14 protein-coding genes are annotated in these 16,045 nt (G+C 40.3%); 7 read left to right on the top strand and 7 right to left on the bottom strand.

The genetic code is table 11. From position 1 onward, the window contains the following. Nucleotides 1-2 precede the first annotated feature (2 nt). Both GQ61_RS01940 and GQ61_RS01935 read left to right on the top strand, forming a co-directional pair. Complete coding sequence (locus GQ61_RS01940) at nucleotides 3-776, top strand: toxin-antitoxin system YwqK family antitoxin (protein ID WP_085783685.1); 774 nt, start codon at nucleotides 3-5, stop codon at nucleotides 774-776. Beyond that, nucleotides 776-1,540 (top strand): hypothetical protein, encoded by a 765-nt coding sequence (locus GQ61_RS01935; RefSeq protein WP_085783684.1) that lies wholly within the window; start codon nucleotides 776-778, stop codon nucleotides 1,538-1,540. Before GQ61_RS01940 ends, GQ61_RS01935 begins: the two co-directional genes overlap by 1 nt. A 2-nt stretch (nucleotides 1,541-1,542) precedes the next feature. On the opposite strand, the gene aspS is transcribed toward GQ61_RS01935, so the two are convergent. After that, nucleotides 1,543-3,327: an aspartate--tRNA ligase gene (gene aspS / locus GQ61_RS01930; protein ID WP_085783683.1), complete on the bottom strand. Its 1,785-nt coding sequence runs from the start codon at nucleotides 3,325-3,327 to the stop codon at nucleotides 1,543-1,545. Nucleotides 3,328-3,451: 124 nt separating this feature from the next. Between aspS and rnd the strand changes: the two genes are divergently transcribed. After that, the gene (gene rnd / locus GQ61_RS01925; protein ID WP_085783682.1) at nucleotides 3,452-4,621 is read left to right on the top strand and encodes a ribonuclease D; all 1,170 of its coding nucleotides are present in this window, start codon (nucleotides 3,452-3,454) and stop codon (nucleotides 4,619-4,621) included. Between the two features lie 12 nt (nucleotides 4,622-4,633). Here the strand turns inward: rnd and GQ61_RS01920 are convergent, their stop codons facing one another. Next, on the bottom strand, nucleotides 4,634-5,434 hold the full coding sequence (locus tag GQ61_RS01920) for a hypothetical protein (protein ID WP_085783681.1): 801 nt from the start codon (nucleotides 5,432-5,434) through the stop codon (nucleotides 4,634-4,636). A 326-nt stretch (nucleotides 5,435-5,760) separates the two neighbouring features. Here GQ61_RS01920 and GQ61_RS01915 point away from each other — a divergent pair, with 326 nt between their 5' ends. Next, on the top strand, nucleotides 5,761-6,801 hold the full coding sequence (locus GQ61_RS01915) for a hypothetical protein (protein WP_085783680.1): 1,041 nt from the start codon (nucleotides 5,761-5,763) through the stop codon (nucleotides 6,799-6,801). Nucleotides 6,802-6,845: 44 nt separating this feature from the next. Here the strand turns inward: GQ61_RS01915 and GQ61_RS01910 are convergent, their stop codons facing one another. Then, nucleotides 6,846-7,418 (bottom strand): 2'-5' RNA ligase family protein, encoded by a 573-nt coding sequence (locus GQ61_RS01910; protein WP_085783679.1) that lies wholly within the window; start codon nucleotides 7,416-7,418, stop codon nucleotides 6,846-6,848. Nucleotides 7,419-7,564: 146 nt separating this feature from the next. Here GQ61_RS01910 and GQ61_RS01905 point away from each other — a divergent pair, with 146 nt between their 5' ends. Beyond that, nucleotides 7,565-8,389, top strand: a complete 825-nt coding sequence (locus tag GQ61_RS01905) for a hypothetical protein (RefSeq protein ID WP_085783678.1) — start codon at nucleotides 7,565-7,567, stop codon at nucleotides 8,387-8,389. A gap of 40 nt (nucleotides 8,390-8,429) precedes the next feature. On the opposite strand, the gene GQ61_RS01900 is transcribed toward GQ61_RS01905, so the two are convergent. The 3 genes from GQ61_RS01900 to GQ61_RS01890 form a co-directional block, all read right to left on the bottom strand. Beyond that, the gene (locus GQ61_RS01900; protein ID WP_085783677.1) at nucleotides 8,430-9,017 is read right to left on the bottom strand and encodes an LOG family protein; all 588 of its coding nucleotides are present in this window, start codon (nucleotides 9,015-9,017) and stop codon (nucleotides 8,430-8,432) included. A gap of 70 nt (nucleotides 9,018-9,087) precedes the next feature. Then, entirely contained in the window at nucleotides 9,088-12,738 is a 3,651-nt protein-coding gene (locus GQ61_RS01895; protein ID WP_085783676.1) for a vitamin B12-dependent ribonucleotide reductase, read from the bottom strand. Nucleotides 12,739-13,266: 528 nt separating this feature from the next. Then, nucleotides 13,267-13,743 carry an Hsp20 family protein gene (locus tag GQ61_RS01890; protein ID WP_085783675.1) on the bottom strand — a complete coding sequence of 159 codons (477 nt, stop codon included), beginning with the start codon at nucleotides 13,741-13,743 and terminating at the stop codon, nucleotides 13,267-13,269. 216 nt (nucleotides 13,744-13,959) lie between these two features. On the opposite strand from GQ61_RS01890, the gene GQ61_RS01885 reads away from it, so the two are divergent. Then, nucleotides 13,960-14,211 carry a helix-turn-helix domain-containing protein gene (locus GQ61_RS01885; protein WP_198157373.1) on the top strand — a complete coding sequence of 84 codons (252 nt, stop codon included), beginning with the start codon at nucleotides 13,960-13,962 and terminating at the stop codon, nucleotides 14,209-14,211. A gap of 19 nt (nucleotides 14,212-14,230) precedes the next feature. On the opposite strand, the gene GQ61_RS01880 is transcribed toward GQ61_RS01885, so the two are convergent. Beyond that, the gene (locus tag GQ61_RS01880) at nucleotides 14,231-14,884 is read right to left on the bottom strand and encodes an IS1595 family transposase (protein WP_085783673.1); all 654 of its coding nucleotides are present in this window, start codon (nucleotides 14,882-14,884) and stop codon (nucleotides 14,231-14,233) included. Between GQ61_RS01880 and GQ61_RS01875 the strand changes: the two genes are divergently transcribed. After that, the gene (locus GQ61_RS01875; protein WP_157111113.1) at nucleotides 14,879-15,883 is read left to right on the top strand and encodes an ISNCY family transposase; all 1,005 of its coding nucleotides are present in this window, start codon (nucleotides 14,879-14,881) and stop codon (nucleotides 15,881-15,883) included. The two genes, GQ61_RS01880 and GQ61_RS01875, sit on opposite strands and share 6 nt — an antisense overlap. Nucleotides 15,884-16,045: the final 162 nt, after the last annotated feature.

Raw genomic sequence — 16,045 nt, 5'->3', positions numbered from 1 at the left:
CAATGTCTGAACTAAATGAACTATCAAATAAAGATACCATGACTGAAGATAGAACGATCTCCACAAAAGAACGGATACAAGAAAGCGTCAAAGCAAAGCGTGAAGCAAGAACAGCCCTTAAACTTCCCAAAAAGGCTGACAAAAATCCTCGTGAAGGAATATTTGAAAAGAAAGAAAAAGACGGCTCTCTGAAAAAGCGTGTGCCTTATAAGGCCGGTAAAATAGAAGGTATTGTTGAAGAATATAAAAAGGGGGGAATCAAAAAACGGAGCACTTATAAAGCTGGAAAACGGCAGGGTCCAACATTGGCCTATGACACACTGGGAAATGTCTGCAGCAAGCTTTTGTTTAATGAAGGCGTTATTGAAGGTGAATGCGAATTTTATACGAAAGGGGCGCTTACTTTAAAAGTTTTTTATAAAAACGGTAAGCCTAATGGTAAGGCACTTTCATATGATATGGCAGGTAATTTAAAGGCAGAAATTCCTTATTTGAATGGCAAAGTCCATGGGACATTTATTGCTTATGGGAAGCTGGGACATGTTATCCGTTCAACTGAATACGTGAATGCTAAAAAGCACGGTGTAACAAAAGCTTATTATCCTTGGGGAGGCTTGCTTAAGGTTCAGATGTTTCAGGATAACAAGCTTGAAGGTCAATCAGTAACTTATTATAAGGATGGAAAAACTTTAAAAGAAGTCGCCCATTATAAAAACGGAAAATTGCTTGAACCTCCACGTTCATTTATGCCTAACGGAGATGAGATTATAAAATAATGGGTATCAATAAAATTTTTTTTGTAACGTTTATAGGAATAATAGCAGTTCATTACGGCGTGCCTGACGCAGAAGCGACACAAACAAGAGCGATGAGTGAGCAAACGTTCGAAGAGCGTTTAAAAAAGAAAACGCCAAGGATCCGTCCTCTTAAAAAAAAGAGTATAAGACCTTTTGTTAAAGAATGTTTGCACGATGTTGATCTATCTCAAGAACGCACAATATATAAAGCTTTAAGGAAAGTAAAAAATGAGGATGGACCTGAGTTTTTACGACTTTACAGGCAATTAAGGTACGCTTCCAAAGCTGATGTAAATAGTCAGCTTTTACAGTCTCTTGCAGAACTTGATGCGAATGTACGTAAAAAATCTGTCGATTTTGTTTTAACTATTTCGAGAGGATATGCGAGCTGCTTATTTCTTAAACATTTCTATGGACTCTCTGAAACTTCTTTAGACCATCTCTTTTCTCTTGTAACTCTGAAGTTACAACCCGCTCCTGGATATTTTTCAGCCGCTGTTATTCATCAGTTAATTCAGCAGCCGGAAGAAAATTGGGACGTTTTTGCAGAGACGTCCCTAAAATTACTCTCTATCGTTAGAAGCAAGAAGTTGCTCCTATCGAATGTGATGGACATACTTAATCGCCTAGATAAAACGCAATGGGAAAGTTACCTCAAAGAGTATGAAGAAAAAACGAGCGCTTTTGATAACAAGCAGAGAATTCGTTTTTTTAATACTGAATTTCTGAAGCGCAGCCTTTAACGTTATTTCTTGTCACTTGGTGGCAACTTAAGAGCGATATGCAGTTCTTTCAACTGATAATCATAGACCGTGTTTGGCGCTTGCATCATCAAATCTTGACCTTGTTGATTCATAGGAAACGCAGTTACTTCTCTTAGGTTTTCCTCATCAGCTAAGAGCATAACAATACGGTCTATTCCAGGAGCACTACCACCATGAGGAGGAGCTCCAAATTTGAGAGCATTAATCATTCCCCCAAAACGACTTTCAAGTTCCTGAGGAGAATAACCAGCAATATTAAATGCTTTATACATAATCTCAGGCTTGTGGTTACGGATTGCTCCGCTCGAGAGCTCAACACCATTACATACAATGTCATATTGATAAGCAAGAATGGTAAGAGGATCCTGATTCTCCAAAGCTTCAAGTCCACCTTGAGGCATCGAAAAAGGGTTGTGAGAGAAATCAATTTTCTTTTGATCTTCATTCCATTCAAACATGGGAAAATCAGTGACCCAACAAAAGCGGAATGTATTCTTTTCACGAATATCGAGTTCATCCGCAATTTTTTGACGCGCAGCACCAGCTAATTTCTCAGCCTCCTTTTTTGGAGCACAGACAAAAAATACAGCATCGCCTTCATCAATAGCACTCAATTTTTTGAGTTGAGTCATACGTTCGTCATTCAAAAATTTTGCAATTGGTCCTTTTGCTGCACCTTCTGAGAAGGTGATGTAACCAAGACCAGGTGCTCCCTGTTCTTGTGCCCAGCCATTAAGTTTATCAAAGAAACTACGGGGACGAGAGGCGGCCTTAAGTCCTTGAATCGCACGCACTATATTGCCTTTTTCGATTGCATTAGAAAACACCGAAAAATCGGATCCTCTAAATACGTCCGTCACATCAGAAATCAATAAGGGATTGCGTAGGTCCGGTTTATCAGAACCATATTTTAACATTGCTTCTTCAAATGGAATGCGCGGAAATGGTAGGGAAGTGACAGACTTATCTGTACCAAACTTCGTAAAAATGTGGTGAAGAACAGGTTCCAGTGCAGAAAATACATCTTCTTGAGTCACATAGGCCATTTCAAAGTCGAGTTGATAAAATTCACCTGGTGAACGATCAGCACGCGCGTCTTCATCTCTAAAGCAAGGAGCAATTTGAAAATAACGATCAAATCCTGACATCATGAGAAGTTGTTTAAACATTTGTGGTGCTTGAGGAAGCGCATAAAACATTCCTGGATGTAGGCGGCTAGGTACAAGAAAGTCGCGAGCACCTTCTGGCGAACTGGCCGTAAGAATTGGAGTTTGAATTTCAAGAAAGCCCTGTTCCGTCATTTTCTTACGAATTTCACTAATAATAGTGCTTCTTAAAATGATATTATTATGCATTTTTTCGCGTCTTAAATCGAGATAACGATAGCGTAGACGGGTTTCTTCAGGGAATTCCTGATCACTGTTTACTTGAAGAGGCAACATCTCAGCAATACTATCAATTTTGAATTCTTGTATGACGACTTCTATTTCACCTGTAGGCATCTTAGAATTAATAGTTTCTGCTTCACGTTTGACAACTTTACCTGTAATTGTCACAACACTTTCTAAACGAACAAGTTCAGCATCCTTAAAAGAAGAACTTTTGGTCTCTATGACACATTGCGTTAATCCATAATGATCGCGCAGATCTATAAATAATAAATGGCCGTGGTCGCGTTTACGATGAACCCAACCTGAGAGACGAATTGTTTTGCCTTCATCACTAAGGCGAAGAGCTCCACAAGTATGTGTACGGTAAAGATGCATGACTTAATTCCACTTTCAAATCAAAAAAACATTAAGCGCCAAAATAGCAATTTCTCTATCATTATGCTAGAAGGGTTATAAATTTTTACAACACGTTCTTCAAGAGGAGAGTAATAGGTTCAAGATGGATATTATAGCGACGACCGGTGATCTAAAAACCTTTTGTGAGCAATTGCTTGCGGAAGATGGTCATGAAGATGGTTTTATTACTATTGATACAGAGTTTATCCGTGAAAAGACTTATTGGCCTATATTGTGTTTAATTCAAATCGCGGGAAGCCAACGCACTGGGATTATAGATCCTTTAGATCAGGCAATTGATTTAGATCCGCTCTTTACCTTGATGCAAGATGAGCGTGTTCTCAAAGTGTTTCATGCATCGCGTCAGGATTTAGAAATATTTTATAAACTAACCCATCAATTACCGAAACCCGTATTCGACACACAAGTTGCAGCTATGGTTTGTGGGTATGGTGAATCTGTGTCCTATGAATCTTTGGTAAACGATTTGGCCCAAGCAAGACTTGATAAATCCTCTCGTTTTAGTGATTGGTCAAAACGACCATTGACTAAAAAGCAACTTGAATACGCTTTAGGAGACGTTATTCATCTGAGGGTTGTCTATAAAAAATTAAAAGAACGCTTGCTTAAACAAGATCGACTCAGTTGGATTCAAGAAGAACATGCTGTGCTCTTAGAGCCAGAAACCTATATTATGAGACCAGAGGAAGCATGGCGACGGATCCGTTTGGCTAAAACAACAGGTGAATATCTCATACGTTTAAAAGAGATGGCAGCGTTTCGTGAATCAGAGGCTCAGAAAAAAAATGTTGCAAGAGGACGCCTTATTAAAGATGAAGTGCTCTCCAATTTGGCTGTTTATAATCCCACTGATAGAGTGAGTTTTGATGGAATTTGGCGTAAAATTCAACCTGGTTTAACCAAAGACTTAAGTCACGGACTTTTTGAAGTAATTATGCGAGCGCAGAAGATTCCTGAGAATGATTGGCCTCAACTACCAGGTCGTCCAAAAGCTCTTAGCAAACAGATTTTGCAAAAAGTAGAATTTTTGAAATTTTTGTTAAAGATTAAATCGAAAGATCATCATGTTGCTGAGAAACTTTTAGCTACGAGTTCTGATATAGAGAAATTGGCGCTCGATGAATCGAAAGCTGATGTGATGGCTTTGCATGGCTGGCGTTTTGAGGTTTTTGGCAAAGATGCTCTAAGTTTACTGGGCGGAGAAATGGCTTTGGCCTTAAAGGGGAATCAACTTCAATTAATTCCCCTTTGATCTTCTGAATATTTATTGTCCTGTTACGGGTGGCGTTGTAGGTGCTGTCGCTACAGGAGCAGCAGGTGGTACCTCTGGAGTCGGTGGTGGCGTTGTTGAAGCAGCTGGTGGTGTTGCAGGTGCAGGAGCTGTTGTTGGCGCTGGCGTTGCTGCAGGTACTGGTGCTGTTGGTGTAGGTGTAGGTGTTACGGGCGCGGGTGCAGGCTCAGGAGCTGTTGTTGGCGCGGGTGTCGCTTCAGGAGCGGTTACTGGAGCTGGCGCAGCTACTGGTGTTGGTGTTGCAGCAGGGGGCGTCACTGCACTACGTTTCTTTTTTTTACGTTTTCCTGATTTGCTTTTGTGAGACTCATCTTTACCCTTTAAAATAAGATCACCATTTTTTTCGACGAGAATGGTATCTTTTTGGCGTGCTTCATAGAGTTTCTCGCGATAGGTTGCACAGAGACGTCCCTCTCTGAAAGGCGCAGTAAGTTCTCTCACATCAACGATATTTTCATTGTAGCAATCCTTCACCATGAGATCGAGGTGCTTACAAGTTTTATTTAAAGCTTTTTGAATATCTGAGGTTTTTGAAGTTTCAGCTTCACTCAATTCTTTTAAATGTTTAGCAGCAGACTGGTATTTGACAACATGTTTATCAGTGCTCAGTCCATTCATACATTTTTGAAAATTTGGTTTCCGGCTATAGGCGTCAAGAAAGATATATCCAAGATGAGCATCACGTGGATCAGCAGGAAGTGGTTCCGCTTGTAGCAGCGTTGGCATAAAATAAGCTGTTGCTAATATTCCATTTAAAATAATTTTTCTTAACACATAGGCCTCCCTATTTTTATTCTGAGAGCCATTATATGTTTTTTATTTGTTGAAGGTAAAGCGCTTATGTGGCCTCAATTAAAATTTTGCAAGATGATGGAGACATGCTAAAGATTTATTCTTTTTGAATATAAGTAAATGAATATTATAAATATGAAGAGATAAAATTTATTTTCACATTTTTACCAAATAAAAATTTTAATTATCTCTACTATAGATAGACTATAAAAGTCTTGTAGAACAATTTATTTGACAATATGAAAAAATATCCTAAGATATCTCTGTTAAACATTTAAAATATAATATTTTTCGGAGTTTTTTTAATCATGTATCGTAGTTCAATTCGTGTGGGAGGCTCTCTCCTTGCACTTGCAGCTGTTGTAGCTTGTGATCCAAGTCATACATCATCAGTTTACTCGACAACGTATTCAACAGGATATAGCAGAACGGCTCAAGCAAAAGCGAAAGCTTCTGTAAAAGCACCAGCGCCAGTAATTGTGCATTCTTCTGCTCATCATCACCATCATCATTCAAACGTACAAGCCTCTTCTAACCAGGTGAATATTCGTCAGAAGCAAATAATCAATAACCAAATTATCAATGCACCTGTTGGAGCTTCGTTTACAGCACCTAAACCTGTTGCATCAAAACCGGTGCAAGTAAAAGCCCCTTATCAACCAGCTCCAGCTTCTCCTCAAGTTGTGAATAATTATGTACCTCCGGTGTCTCCAGTGGACCAGAATCTTTATGCTGCTCAAGAAGAACGTGATCTTCAAAAGGCGCTTGTTAATTCTTATGAAACGAAATCTCAAGAAGATCAGCGTCATCAGAATCTACACGCTTTAGAAGAACAAAATATGCAACGTGCAATTGAAAATTCTCTTCAAACGAAAGCTGAAGAAGATGCATGGCGTACAGCGGCTCCTCAAATGCAAACCGTACCTGTTGCCGTAGAAGCAACGCCATCAGTACAAAATATTCAACCAGCCTTTGATGCTGCTAAAGAAGAAGAGCGTCAATTGCAAAAGGCTATGGAAGAGTCTTTAAAGACCTATGAAGCTGAAACCACACAACAACAAGCTTTTGAAAATCCTGTTGCAGAACCTGTTATTGCGCCTGTTCCTGTTGTGGAGCCTGAACTACCTGTTATTCAACCTGCGGTTCAAGAAGCTGTTTCTGAACCTAAAGCTTGGTCACCAAATGAGGGCGTTTTGGTCGATGCAGGTGCTCGCTTAATGCAGTACAAACGTGAAAAGACAAATGGTTCTGTTCCATCACGAAATGAAATGCAAGGTAATCTTCAAAGAGATATGAACTTGAGTGCTGATCAAGCGAACTCAGTACTTGACGAACTTGGTATTGAGTAAGAGCTAAGTTTTTTTGATAAAGAGGGGGGCGATGCCCCTCTTTTTTATTGACCTAGATGATAACTCTTCAGACAATCATAATGTCCTGTTACTAAGTTGCGTTGCATAAGACCTAATCGTTCTACGTTAATAGATACATTAGGTATGGGTTGTTTCTTAAATTTCTCAATAAAAGCCATTCTTTCTCGTTGTGCACTGTGGTGATTTAAACGACCAATGGTGACGTGCGACAAAAAACGCTCTGAATTTTCAAAAGTATAAGGTGTTTCTTTTCTTAATAAAGTCAAAGCTTGATCATGAAGCTTTCTAAAACTTCCATCACTATCCTCGAGAAGTGCTGCAAGGATGCAGTTTGCACGATGTCCATTGCCCAGGGTAATCAGTTGTTGAACGTGAGTTTTAATCATTGGAGTATGAATGAGAGGCTCAAAAATTGACGCAATAAGCGCTAAATCCTGGATATTAACACCACGCATATAGCCTATTGTTAAATGTAAATCTATTTTTGACGTCAAAGATTTGATGAGATAAAAATCTTCTTTCAAATGTAAAGATAAATACATTTTTAATGCTTCTTCTTCAAATAATGTAGCTAAAAATACATTTGTTTTTTTCATAGGTATCTAAAAACTATATCTTTTTTATTAAGATGATAGAGTATTTTGTTAAGATATCTATAAAAATATACTTGTAGATAGATTTTTTGTTGAATTTTGAATAATTTATAGCCATTCTGTCAACCTAATTGATTAAGAGAGGATCTATGAGAAATTTTATATTACTATTTTTTACGTTGATGGTTGCTTCTTACACTGCACCAAGCATGGCAAGTGATGACAGCGATGATTTTGATAGTGCTTACGGTGAAGGATTAAGCAAGAAGCTGAGTCTAGCAGCTCTATTACAACAATCAAAGGGGCGTCGTGGTTCTGTGAGTAAAGCCAGTACTATTGGGCCAATGAATCCCAGAGAATTAAAAGTACAGTTAGAGGGTATGACTAGCTTTGATGATACTCATAAAGAGAAGGTAACTGCTATTACGATTCTTTCATCTGATAAGCAAGAAGGATTCCCCGAAACGCTTGATTTTAGTGATGAAGAGGAAGAGGGCATAAAGCAAGAGAAAGCAAAGAAATTGGAAGAATTTGTAGCCCAATTCGAAGGCTTATCAACAGGAGACATTCGTGGAGGGCAATTGTGGAGTCAGGATTGGTATACGAGGAATAGTGCTAAAGCCAGGGAAGCAGATCTTTTGTTGAAATCAGGTAAAAGAACTTCTGCATGGAAATATATCCAAGAATCTGCAGAGGATGGATATCCACCAGCATTACTAACATGGGCTATGTCCTTTCTTGAAGAAGAGCAAGATTCAAAAAAAGCTTTGGAAAAATTTACAGAGTCTATTGATGCGTTGATCAAGCGAGAATCTGACATGGATGATCAGATTGTAGATTCATTTATCAACAACGTTCAGAAAATTTTAAAAAAACCCACTGCAAGTGAAATGTTAAAGAAACTCTTGAGTACTGATGTGACTCAGTGTGCAAAATTAACAAAGTTAATTGTAAAATTAAATCAAGATCTATAAGCGAAGACGAGACGGCTCTTAGAGCCGTCTCTTACTGAATTTAAAACCATTTTGAAGCTACATTTTCTTTACTGACTGATTGTTTTTCAAGTTCATGCATTAGTTCATCAACACTATTGATGATTGAGAAGAGAGCTTTATCTGTATTGCGGACAAAGCCACTTTCAATCATATGATCTACAAATTGATCAAAAAGAGGGCCCCAATAATTTTCAATGTTTAAAAATATGATGGCTTTTGTATGAAGTCCGACTTGTTTCCAAGTCATCATTTCAAAGGCTTCATCTAATGTACCAAATCCTCCTGGCAGGATTACAAAAGCATCAGAATTTTCAAACATCCGTTGTTTACGTTCGTGCATTGTGCCTACGATATGGAGTTCAGAGATGCTGCGATGTCCGCCTTCATATTGATCGAGGAAGTTTGTCATGAACCCTTGCACATAGCCACCTTCATGGAGAGCGGCATTCGCAACTATTCCCATTAAACCTACATAACCTCCACCATAAACGAGGCGCATCTTATTGCGAGCAATAAGCGATCCTACATCTTGGGCTGCTTTTTTAAAAATCTCCTTTGCGTGATTCGATGAACCACAATAGACACACACAGACTCAACTTTGCGCAATTTTTTCCTCCAAGCTACAGTGCCCCTCTACGGGGGCTTTTAAGGTCCGTAGCATGCCACAAAGTTTCTATTAAGAACAGCCACTTGTGCTACCGCAAGTAACACATTTTAAACAGGTGCCATTTCTTACCAGCGTAAAGTTACCGCATTCTTGGCAACTATCTCCTTCATATCCTTTAAGACGCGCTTCAGCTACTTGATCTGCGGTGCTGTGATGTTCAGTTGCCTGTGTGTGAGTGGCAGTTGCAAGCGCTAGACTTTCTTGCAGGGAAGTAGCAAGAGCTGTCGTTCCACTGACCAGGTAAGTGCGGTTACTTTCAGGCGCTGACCCTGCTGGTGTTGATCCTTTTTCTTTGCGTTTTTGGATGACATAAAGTTTTTTTCTTAAATAACCGGTGCTCGCTAGTTTGCTCAAGTCATCATTCTCACGGTTGACTTCGCTATCACTTGTGTATTCAGATCCTAAGCTGCTTGGTCGAAGATCACTTGGATCCACATGCGCTAAGTCTTTGCGGCCAAGATAAGAAACAGCAAGCTCTCGGAATATATAATCGAGAATTGACGTTGCCATTTTAATTGCATCATTACCAGTGACGGGACCGGAAGGTTCAAAACGTGTGAATGAGAAGGCATCCACGTACTCATCCAAAGGAACTCCATATTGTAGACCTATGGAGATAGCCATTGCAAAGTTATTCATTAAGCTACGGAAGGAAGCGCCTTCTTTATGCATATCGATAAAAATTTCCCCTAAACGGCCATCCTCATATTCACCTGTACGAAGATAAACACGATGACCCCCCACAGTCGATTTTTGAGTATATCCCTTGCGACGGTTAGGGAGTTTTTGCCGTTCATGGCGAACGACGCGTTCAATGACTTTTTCCACGATACGCTGAGCGACAGTTGATGTTTTTTCAGCCATGGACATGTCGTGGAGATCGCTATCATCGTCATCAAAAAGTGTTGAACTTAAAGCTTGTGATAACTTAGATCCATCACGATAAAGAGCATTAGATTTTAAACAGAGTTTCCATGAAAGCATATAAGCTTTTTTGCAGTCTTCAACGGTTGCGGCATTTGGCATGTTAATAGTCTTGGAAATTGAACCGCTAATGAAAGGCTGAACAGATGCCATCATCCTGATATGGCTTTCCATAGAGAGAACACGTTTTCCAAGACGACCACAGACATTGGCACAATCAAAAACTGCTAAATGCTCAGCCTTTATGTGAGGAGCGCCTTCAAGCGTCATTGTGCCACAGCAATAAGTATTAGCTTGTTCGATATCTTGCTTAGAAAAACCAAGGGCTTTTAAGATATCCAAATTTGGGTTATCGAGTTCATCTGATGTCAAATTCAAGGTGTTTTTGCAGAATTCTTCTCCCAACGTCCATTTATTAAAGGCGAACTTGATGTCAAAGGCTGAGGCCAAAGAAAGGTTAAGTTTTTCGAGGGTTACGTCATCAAAACCTTTCTCTTTTAGTTTTGCAAAGTTAAGGCCTGGTGCTTTCTCAAGAGTACCATGACCTAAAGCATAATCGATAATGTCTTTAATTTGAGTTTTACTATAGCCCATGTGACGTAAGGCATGAGGAACCATTCGATTAATGATTTTAAAATAGCCTCCACCGGCTAGTTTTTTAAATTTAACGATAGCAAAATCTGGCTCAACACCTGTTGTATCGCAATCCATGACTAGACCAATAGTGCCTGTAGGAGCGATTACTGTTGTTTGAGCATTACGATATCCATGCTTTTCGCCAAGTGTTAAAGCTTGATCCCAAGCAGCTTTTGCGTTCTTAATAAACTCAGGGTAGGGGCAATCTTTCTCTTCCAAAGGAACTGGAGGGATTGAGAGCCCTTCATATCCTTTATTCTCTCCATAAGCAGCTCGTCTATGGTTGCGCATAACACGCAACATAGATTCTCTGCTTTTTTTGAAATCTTGAAAAACGCCATGTTCAGAAGCCATTTCGGCAGAAGTCGCATAAGAAATGCCAGTCATAATTGCAGCCAAGGCTCCACCGATGCTGCGTGATTCTTTGCTGTCATAGGAAATTCCCATTGCCATCAAGAGACCCCCAAGATTTGCATAGCCAAGACCTAGTGTGCGAAAAATATAAGAACGTTCCGCAATTGCCTTTGATGGGAATTGGGCCATCAATACGGATATTTCGAGAGCGACCGTCCACAAGCGCACAGCATGCTCATATCCTTGTAAATCGAAAGTAGGATTCTCTCTTTCGAAATCGTAAAAGGCCGCTAGATTCAAAGACGCAAGGTTACAAGCAGTATCATCTAAGAACATATACTCAGAGCATGGGTTGGAAGCATTGATTCGACCGCTCTCGGGGCAGGTATGCCATTCATTAATGGTTGTATCAAATTGAATTCCAGGATCTGCGCAAGCCCAAGCTGCATACCCAACCTTTTCCCAAAGCTCTTTTGCTTTAAGAGTTTTGAAAGGTTCTCCATCAATACGACGGGTTAGTTTCCATTCACCATCTTTTTCAACTTGTTCTAAGAAAGCATTGGTGACACGAACTGAGTTGTTAGAGTTTTGACCAGAAACCGTTAAATAGGCGTCTGAGTCCCAATCGGTGTCATACGCATCAAACTCTATGGTTGTGTAGCCTTGTTCAGCAAACTGGATAATTCTCTTGATGTAATTTTCTGGGATGAGGGCGTGACGTGCATTTTTAATTGCAGCTTTTAAGCTTTCATTTAGTTTAGGATCAAATCGGGTTTTATCTGTTCCCAACTGACAGGCATTCATGACGCTTGTTAGGTGCTTTTTAATTGTTTTAGAGCCAACAACGAGGGACAAGACCTTTTGTTCTTCAATCACTTTCCAGTTAATAAATTCTTCCACATCGGGATGGTCAATGTCCACAATCACCATCTTTGCGGCTCGGCGGGTTGTCCCTCCTGACTTTATAGCTCCGGCTGCACGATCTCCAATACGCAAGAAACTCATCAATCCAGAGGATTTACCGCCTCCAGACAAGGGCTCTCCAGCACCTCGTAAGTTTGAGAAGTTGGTGCCTGTGCCTGAACCATATTTAAATAGGCGTGCTTCACGTACCCAGAGATCCATAATGCCATTTTCATTGACTAAATCATCATCAATGCTTTGAATAAAGCAAGCATGAGGTTGAGGATGCTCGTAGGCCGTTTCAGAGACCTTAAGTTTACCCGTCTCATGGTCTACATAGAAATGCCCCTGAGAGGGACCATCAATACCATAGGACCAATGGAGACCAGTGTTAAACCATTGAGGAGAGTTAGGGGCCGCCATTTGTTTGCACATCATATGGCGCATTTCATCATAGAATGCTTGCGCATCGTCTTCAGTTGAAAAGTATTTCCCTTTCCATCCCCAATAGGTCCAAGCACCTGCAATGCGATCAAAAACTTGTTTTGCGGAAGTTTCGCCGTTTTTCAAATTAGCGTCTTTGGCTGCTTTATGACGTCGCAACCAATCAGGGGTACCAGCCTCATCTACAGGCTCTACTTTGTCAGGAACGCCTCTTTTACGAAAATATTTTTGTGCGAGGACATCACTGGCCACTTGTGACCAGCTTTCAGGAACTTCAAACGACTCCAACTTAAAAACAATCGATCCATCAGGATTACGAATTTCGCTTGAAGAATTAACAAAATTAATCCCGGTGTACGCTGATTGTCCTTTTTTGGTGAAGCGTCTTTTTATCTTCATGGAAGTTCCCTCAATTTTATCTGCATTATGTTATAGAGTATTGACAAATCAACATATTGTTGATCCAACAATATTATAATACTACATGTTGTAGTATTTTGGGTAGAGTTTGCGGTTATAAAACGCTTTCGTCAATAGGGATTTTTTGAAGAAAATCATAAAAACATATCTTGACAAATCAGCATACTTGATAATTTTTAAAACGATCGATTTTTATCAATCCCCGCAAAGAATATAAGTTTAAAGCGACTTCTTTGATAGAGCTTACCTATATTCAATCTAACCGATTTGTCAAATATCTTTGTGCCAACGTTATGCAAAAATCTAAAACTATCGTGAAGCTTAAAAACGGCTTTCATATCATTATCTTAGAGTAGGGAAGCTTAGATTCTTGCCTAAGGTTTTGCCAGATTTATAGGCAATTTTTATGATAATGCGTGCTTATGAAGAAAGAAGAAAAAAAGTCTTGGAATCTTTTATAAAACAAAGGGATGACATATAGGGTCATCCCTTTGTTGAACTTACGCTCTAAGCGTTATCTTTTTTTTGTTCGATCACTTTGGGGGCACGTTCTCCAGTGGCGTTCACGCGAATGGGAATCGATTTAGGTTTCATTTCTTCAGGCACTTCTCTTTTTAAAAAGATTTTGAGTAACCCGTCTTCAAGGAAGACTTCCTCAACACGCACAAAATCAGCAACACTGAAGGTATGTTCAAAAGAACGCTCTGCAATCCCCTTATAAAGAAACTTTCGATCTTTCTTGATGGTACGCTTTTTACCAGTGACCGTAAGACGATTTTGGTGAATCGTCACATCAATATCGTCTTTTGAAAAACCTGCCACGGCAAGTTCAATTAAGTAGCTATCGTCACTTAGCTTTTCAATATTATAGGGAGGGTATGATTCTTCCATATCTTGACGCGCGAGCAACGTGTCAAGCACCGATGCAATATTATCAAAGCCAACAGTGGAACGAAGTAATGGTTTGAAATCAAAAGTAGTCATGTCTTATCCTCCTTTGAGCAATAAGTATTATGCAGATCATTTAGACTCTGCTGTTTACACAATATAGAGCCCTTATTGAGGCACTCTAATAATTATATTATCAAACCCTTCAAATTTGTCAAGATATTGGCTCAAGAGTGTCACTAGCACGTGATATGACCGAGGTAATTAACACTTCAATTGACCGATGAGAGGATGGGATTCGAGGAGGATCTCATGAAGAGAGAAGCACGGATAATTGAAGGAGTCATGAGGATGAAGTTTGAAGAGATCTATGATCGCTTTCAAAAGGGGCGATTAACAACCCAAGAAGCAGCAGAATTACTAGGCGTGAGTGTAAGCACATTTTATCGCAAGCGGGAGAGATATAGGGAAGAAGGCTTTGAAGGGAAGTATGACCGACGCTTAGGCAAGGTATCGCCCCACCGGGCAGAGGATGGAGAGGTTCGATGGGTGACAAAGATTTAGGGGCTGAAGTAGTTAAGAGTTAGTGTCTGGTTGCTCTATACCATGATTTCAGCTGGGTTAGAAGGTCTCTATGGTTCCCTCCATTGAAGCGCCACTCGCATTCCTTGAGAAACCAGTAGAAATTCTCTTTCTTTATACCGTTAAATTTCCTCATCTGCCGTTTAGCTTGATTCCAAAAATTTTCAATACCATTGATGTGATTATGCTTATCTGCAAACAGCTGACTATGATTGATACGCCGATGATGAAAATCGCTGATATCAAGGGCATTGTAAGAGCGAAAAGTATCTGTATAAACAATGCTGTCAGGCTGAACCTTTTCTTTAATGATCGGCAAGAGAGTATCTGTTTTTGCGTCTGATATGATGGCAGTGTAAACCTTTCCCCCTCTCTTCAATAGCCCAAAAACCGCCACTTTTCCACCTGCACCCCGGCCTCGTTTGCCTTTACGAACCCCCCCAAAGTAACTTTCATCAGCTTCAACTTCTCCTGAAAGCTCATACGATGGCAGTTTGCTTGCTATCAGCTTTCTAAGCCGCCGATAAAATGTGATGGCTGTGTTGGCCTGAATTCCAATCAATTCAGACGCAGCTCGTGCTGTTGTTCCAGCTACAAAGTGCTCTATCAACTTGCTCTGCTGACTTGCTCTTAATCGGCTTTTTCTCTCATACATTGCGTAGCTATCTTAACCTCTTTTTTAGGTCTTAGCTACTTCAGCCCCAAGATTTATGAAGAGAAGTATCGAGGATTTAACGTAAAGCACTTTCATGAATGGGCCTGTCGAGAGCATGGTTTAAGGTATGGGTATACGTGGACCAAGAACCAATTAGAGAGAGCAGGCTTGGTAAGGAAAGGGAAGAAAGGAGGCGAGCATCGTCTTCGTCGGGAGAGAAGACCTATGGCGGGGATGATGCTGCATCAAGATGGGTCCACCCACGACTGGATTCCAGGTCTTGAGTATAAGGTGGATCTGATTGTGACGATAGATGATGCGACGTCAGTGATTACGTCAGCTTTTTTTGTGCTCCAGGAAAGCACAGAAAGTACCTTTCGAGGTCTTAAAGAGACGATCGAACGGTATGGTCTCTTTTGTTCTCTTTATACGGATCGAGGGTCCCACTATTGGTATACCCCAGAGGCAGGAAGGCCAGTGGATAAACACCAATTGACAGAAGTGGGGAGAGCTTTAAAACAGCTTGGGATTCAGCATATAGCCGCTTATAGTCCTCAAGCCAGAGGACGGTCTGAGAGGATGTTTGGGACATTGCAGGATCGCTTACCAAAGGAACTTGCGCTTCATGGAATTAAGACCCTGGAGGAAGCCAATCAGTATTTAAAAGAGATTTATCTTCCCTGCCATAATCAACAGTTCTCAGTGGCTCCTAAGGAAGAGAAGAGTGCCTTTGTGCCGTGGATTGGGGGAGATATTAATGAGATTCTCTGCTGGCAAACGGAACGCCTTGTGCAAAACGATAATACCGTAAGCTACAAGAATTTTAAGCTCCAGATCCCCAAAGATGATCTGAGGCATCATTATGTAAGAACAACTGTTCAGGTGAGAGAATACCTGGATGGTACCTTCTCCCTTTTCTTTGGGCATCGATGTCTTGTGCGTTATAACCAACGGGGGCAGATAAAATCTGATCCAATACCTTTAAAAGAGGCTGTTTGATGCAATGCAGAAAAGTTTTTATGACCCTTAATAACCTCCCTTAAGGGAGGGTTATTAAGAAATGAATGTCGGTCATATCGTGTGCTAACTACCTCGGTCATCTTTACGTGTCATTGACAGATATTGGCTCAAAATGCAGAGAAAGAAACGAGGACTAGACTC

It is taken from the genome of Candidatus Nucleicultrix amoebiphila FS5 (assembly GCF_002117145.1).
Lineage (GTDB): Bacteria > Pseudomonadota > Alphaproteobacteria > Caedimonadales > Nucleicultricaceae > Nucleicultrix > Nucleicultrix amoebiphila.
Note: the sequence above shows the minus strand (reverse complement) of the source record. Positions and strands in the feature narration are given on the sequence as shown.

Coding starts and splice junctions, on each gene's coding strand:
- GQ61_RS01935 (WP_085783684.1), top strand. CDS start 776: ATGGGTATCAATAAAATTTTTTTTGTAACGTTTATAGGAATAATAGCA.
- GQ61_RS01890 (WP_085783675.1), bottom strand. CDS start 13,743: ATGACTACTTTTGATTTCAAACCATTACTTCGTTCCACTGTTGGCTTT.
- GQ61_RS01905 (WP_085783678.1), top strand. CDS start 7,565: ATGAGAAATTTTATATTACTATTTTTTACGTTGATGGTTGCTTCTTAC.
- GQ61_RS01880 (WP_085783673.1), bottom strand. CDS start 14,884: ATGTATGAGAGAAAAAGCCGATTAAGAGCAAGTCAGCAGAGCAAGTTG.
- rnd (WP_085783682.1), top strand. CDS start 3,452: ATGGATATTATAGCGACGACCGGTGATCTAAAAACCTTTTGTGAGCAA.
- GQ61_RS01940 (WP_085783685.1), top strand. CDS start 3: ATGTCTGAACTAAATGAACTATCAAATAAAGATACCATGACTGAAGAT.
- GQ61_RS01915 (WP_085783680.1), top strand. CDS start 5,761: ATGTATCGTAGTTCAATTCGTGTGGGAGGCTCTCTCCTTGCACTTGCA.
- GQ61_RS01910 (WP_085783679.1), bottom strand. CDS start 7,418: ATGAAAAAAACAAATGTATTTTTAGCTACATTATTTGAAGAAGAAGCA.
- GQ61_RS01885 (WP_198157373.1), top strand. CDS start 13,960: ATGAAGAGAGAAGCACGGATAATTGAAGGAGTCATGAGGATGAAGTTT.
- GQ61_RS01895 (WP_085783676.1), bottom strand. CDS start 12,738: ATGAAGATAAAAAGACGCTTCACCAAAAAAGGACAATCAGCGTACACC.
- aspS (WP_085783683.1), bottom strand. CDS start 3,327: ATGCATCTTTACCGTACACATACTTGTGGAGCTCTTCGCCTTAGTGAT.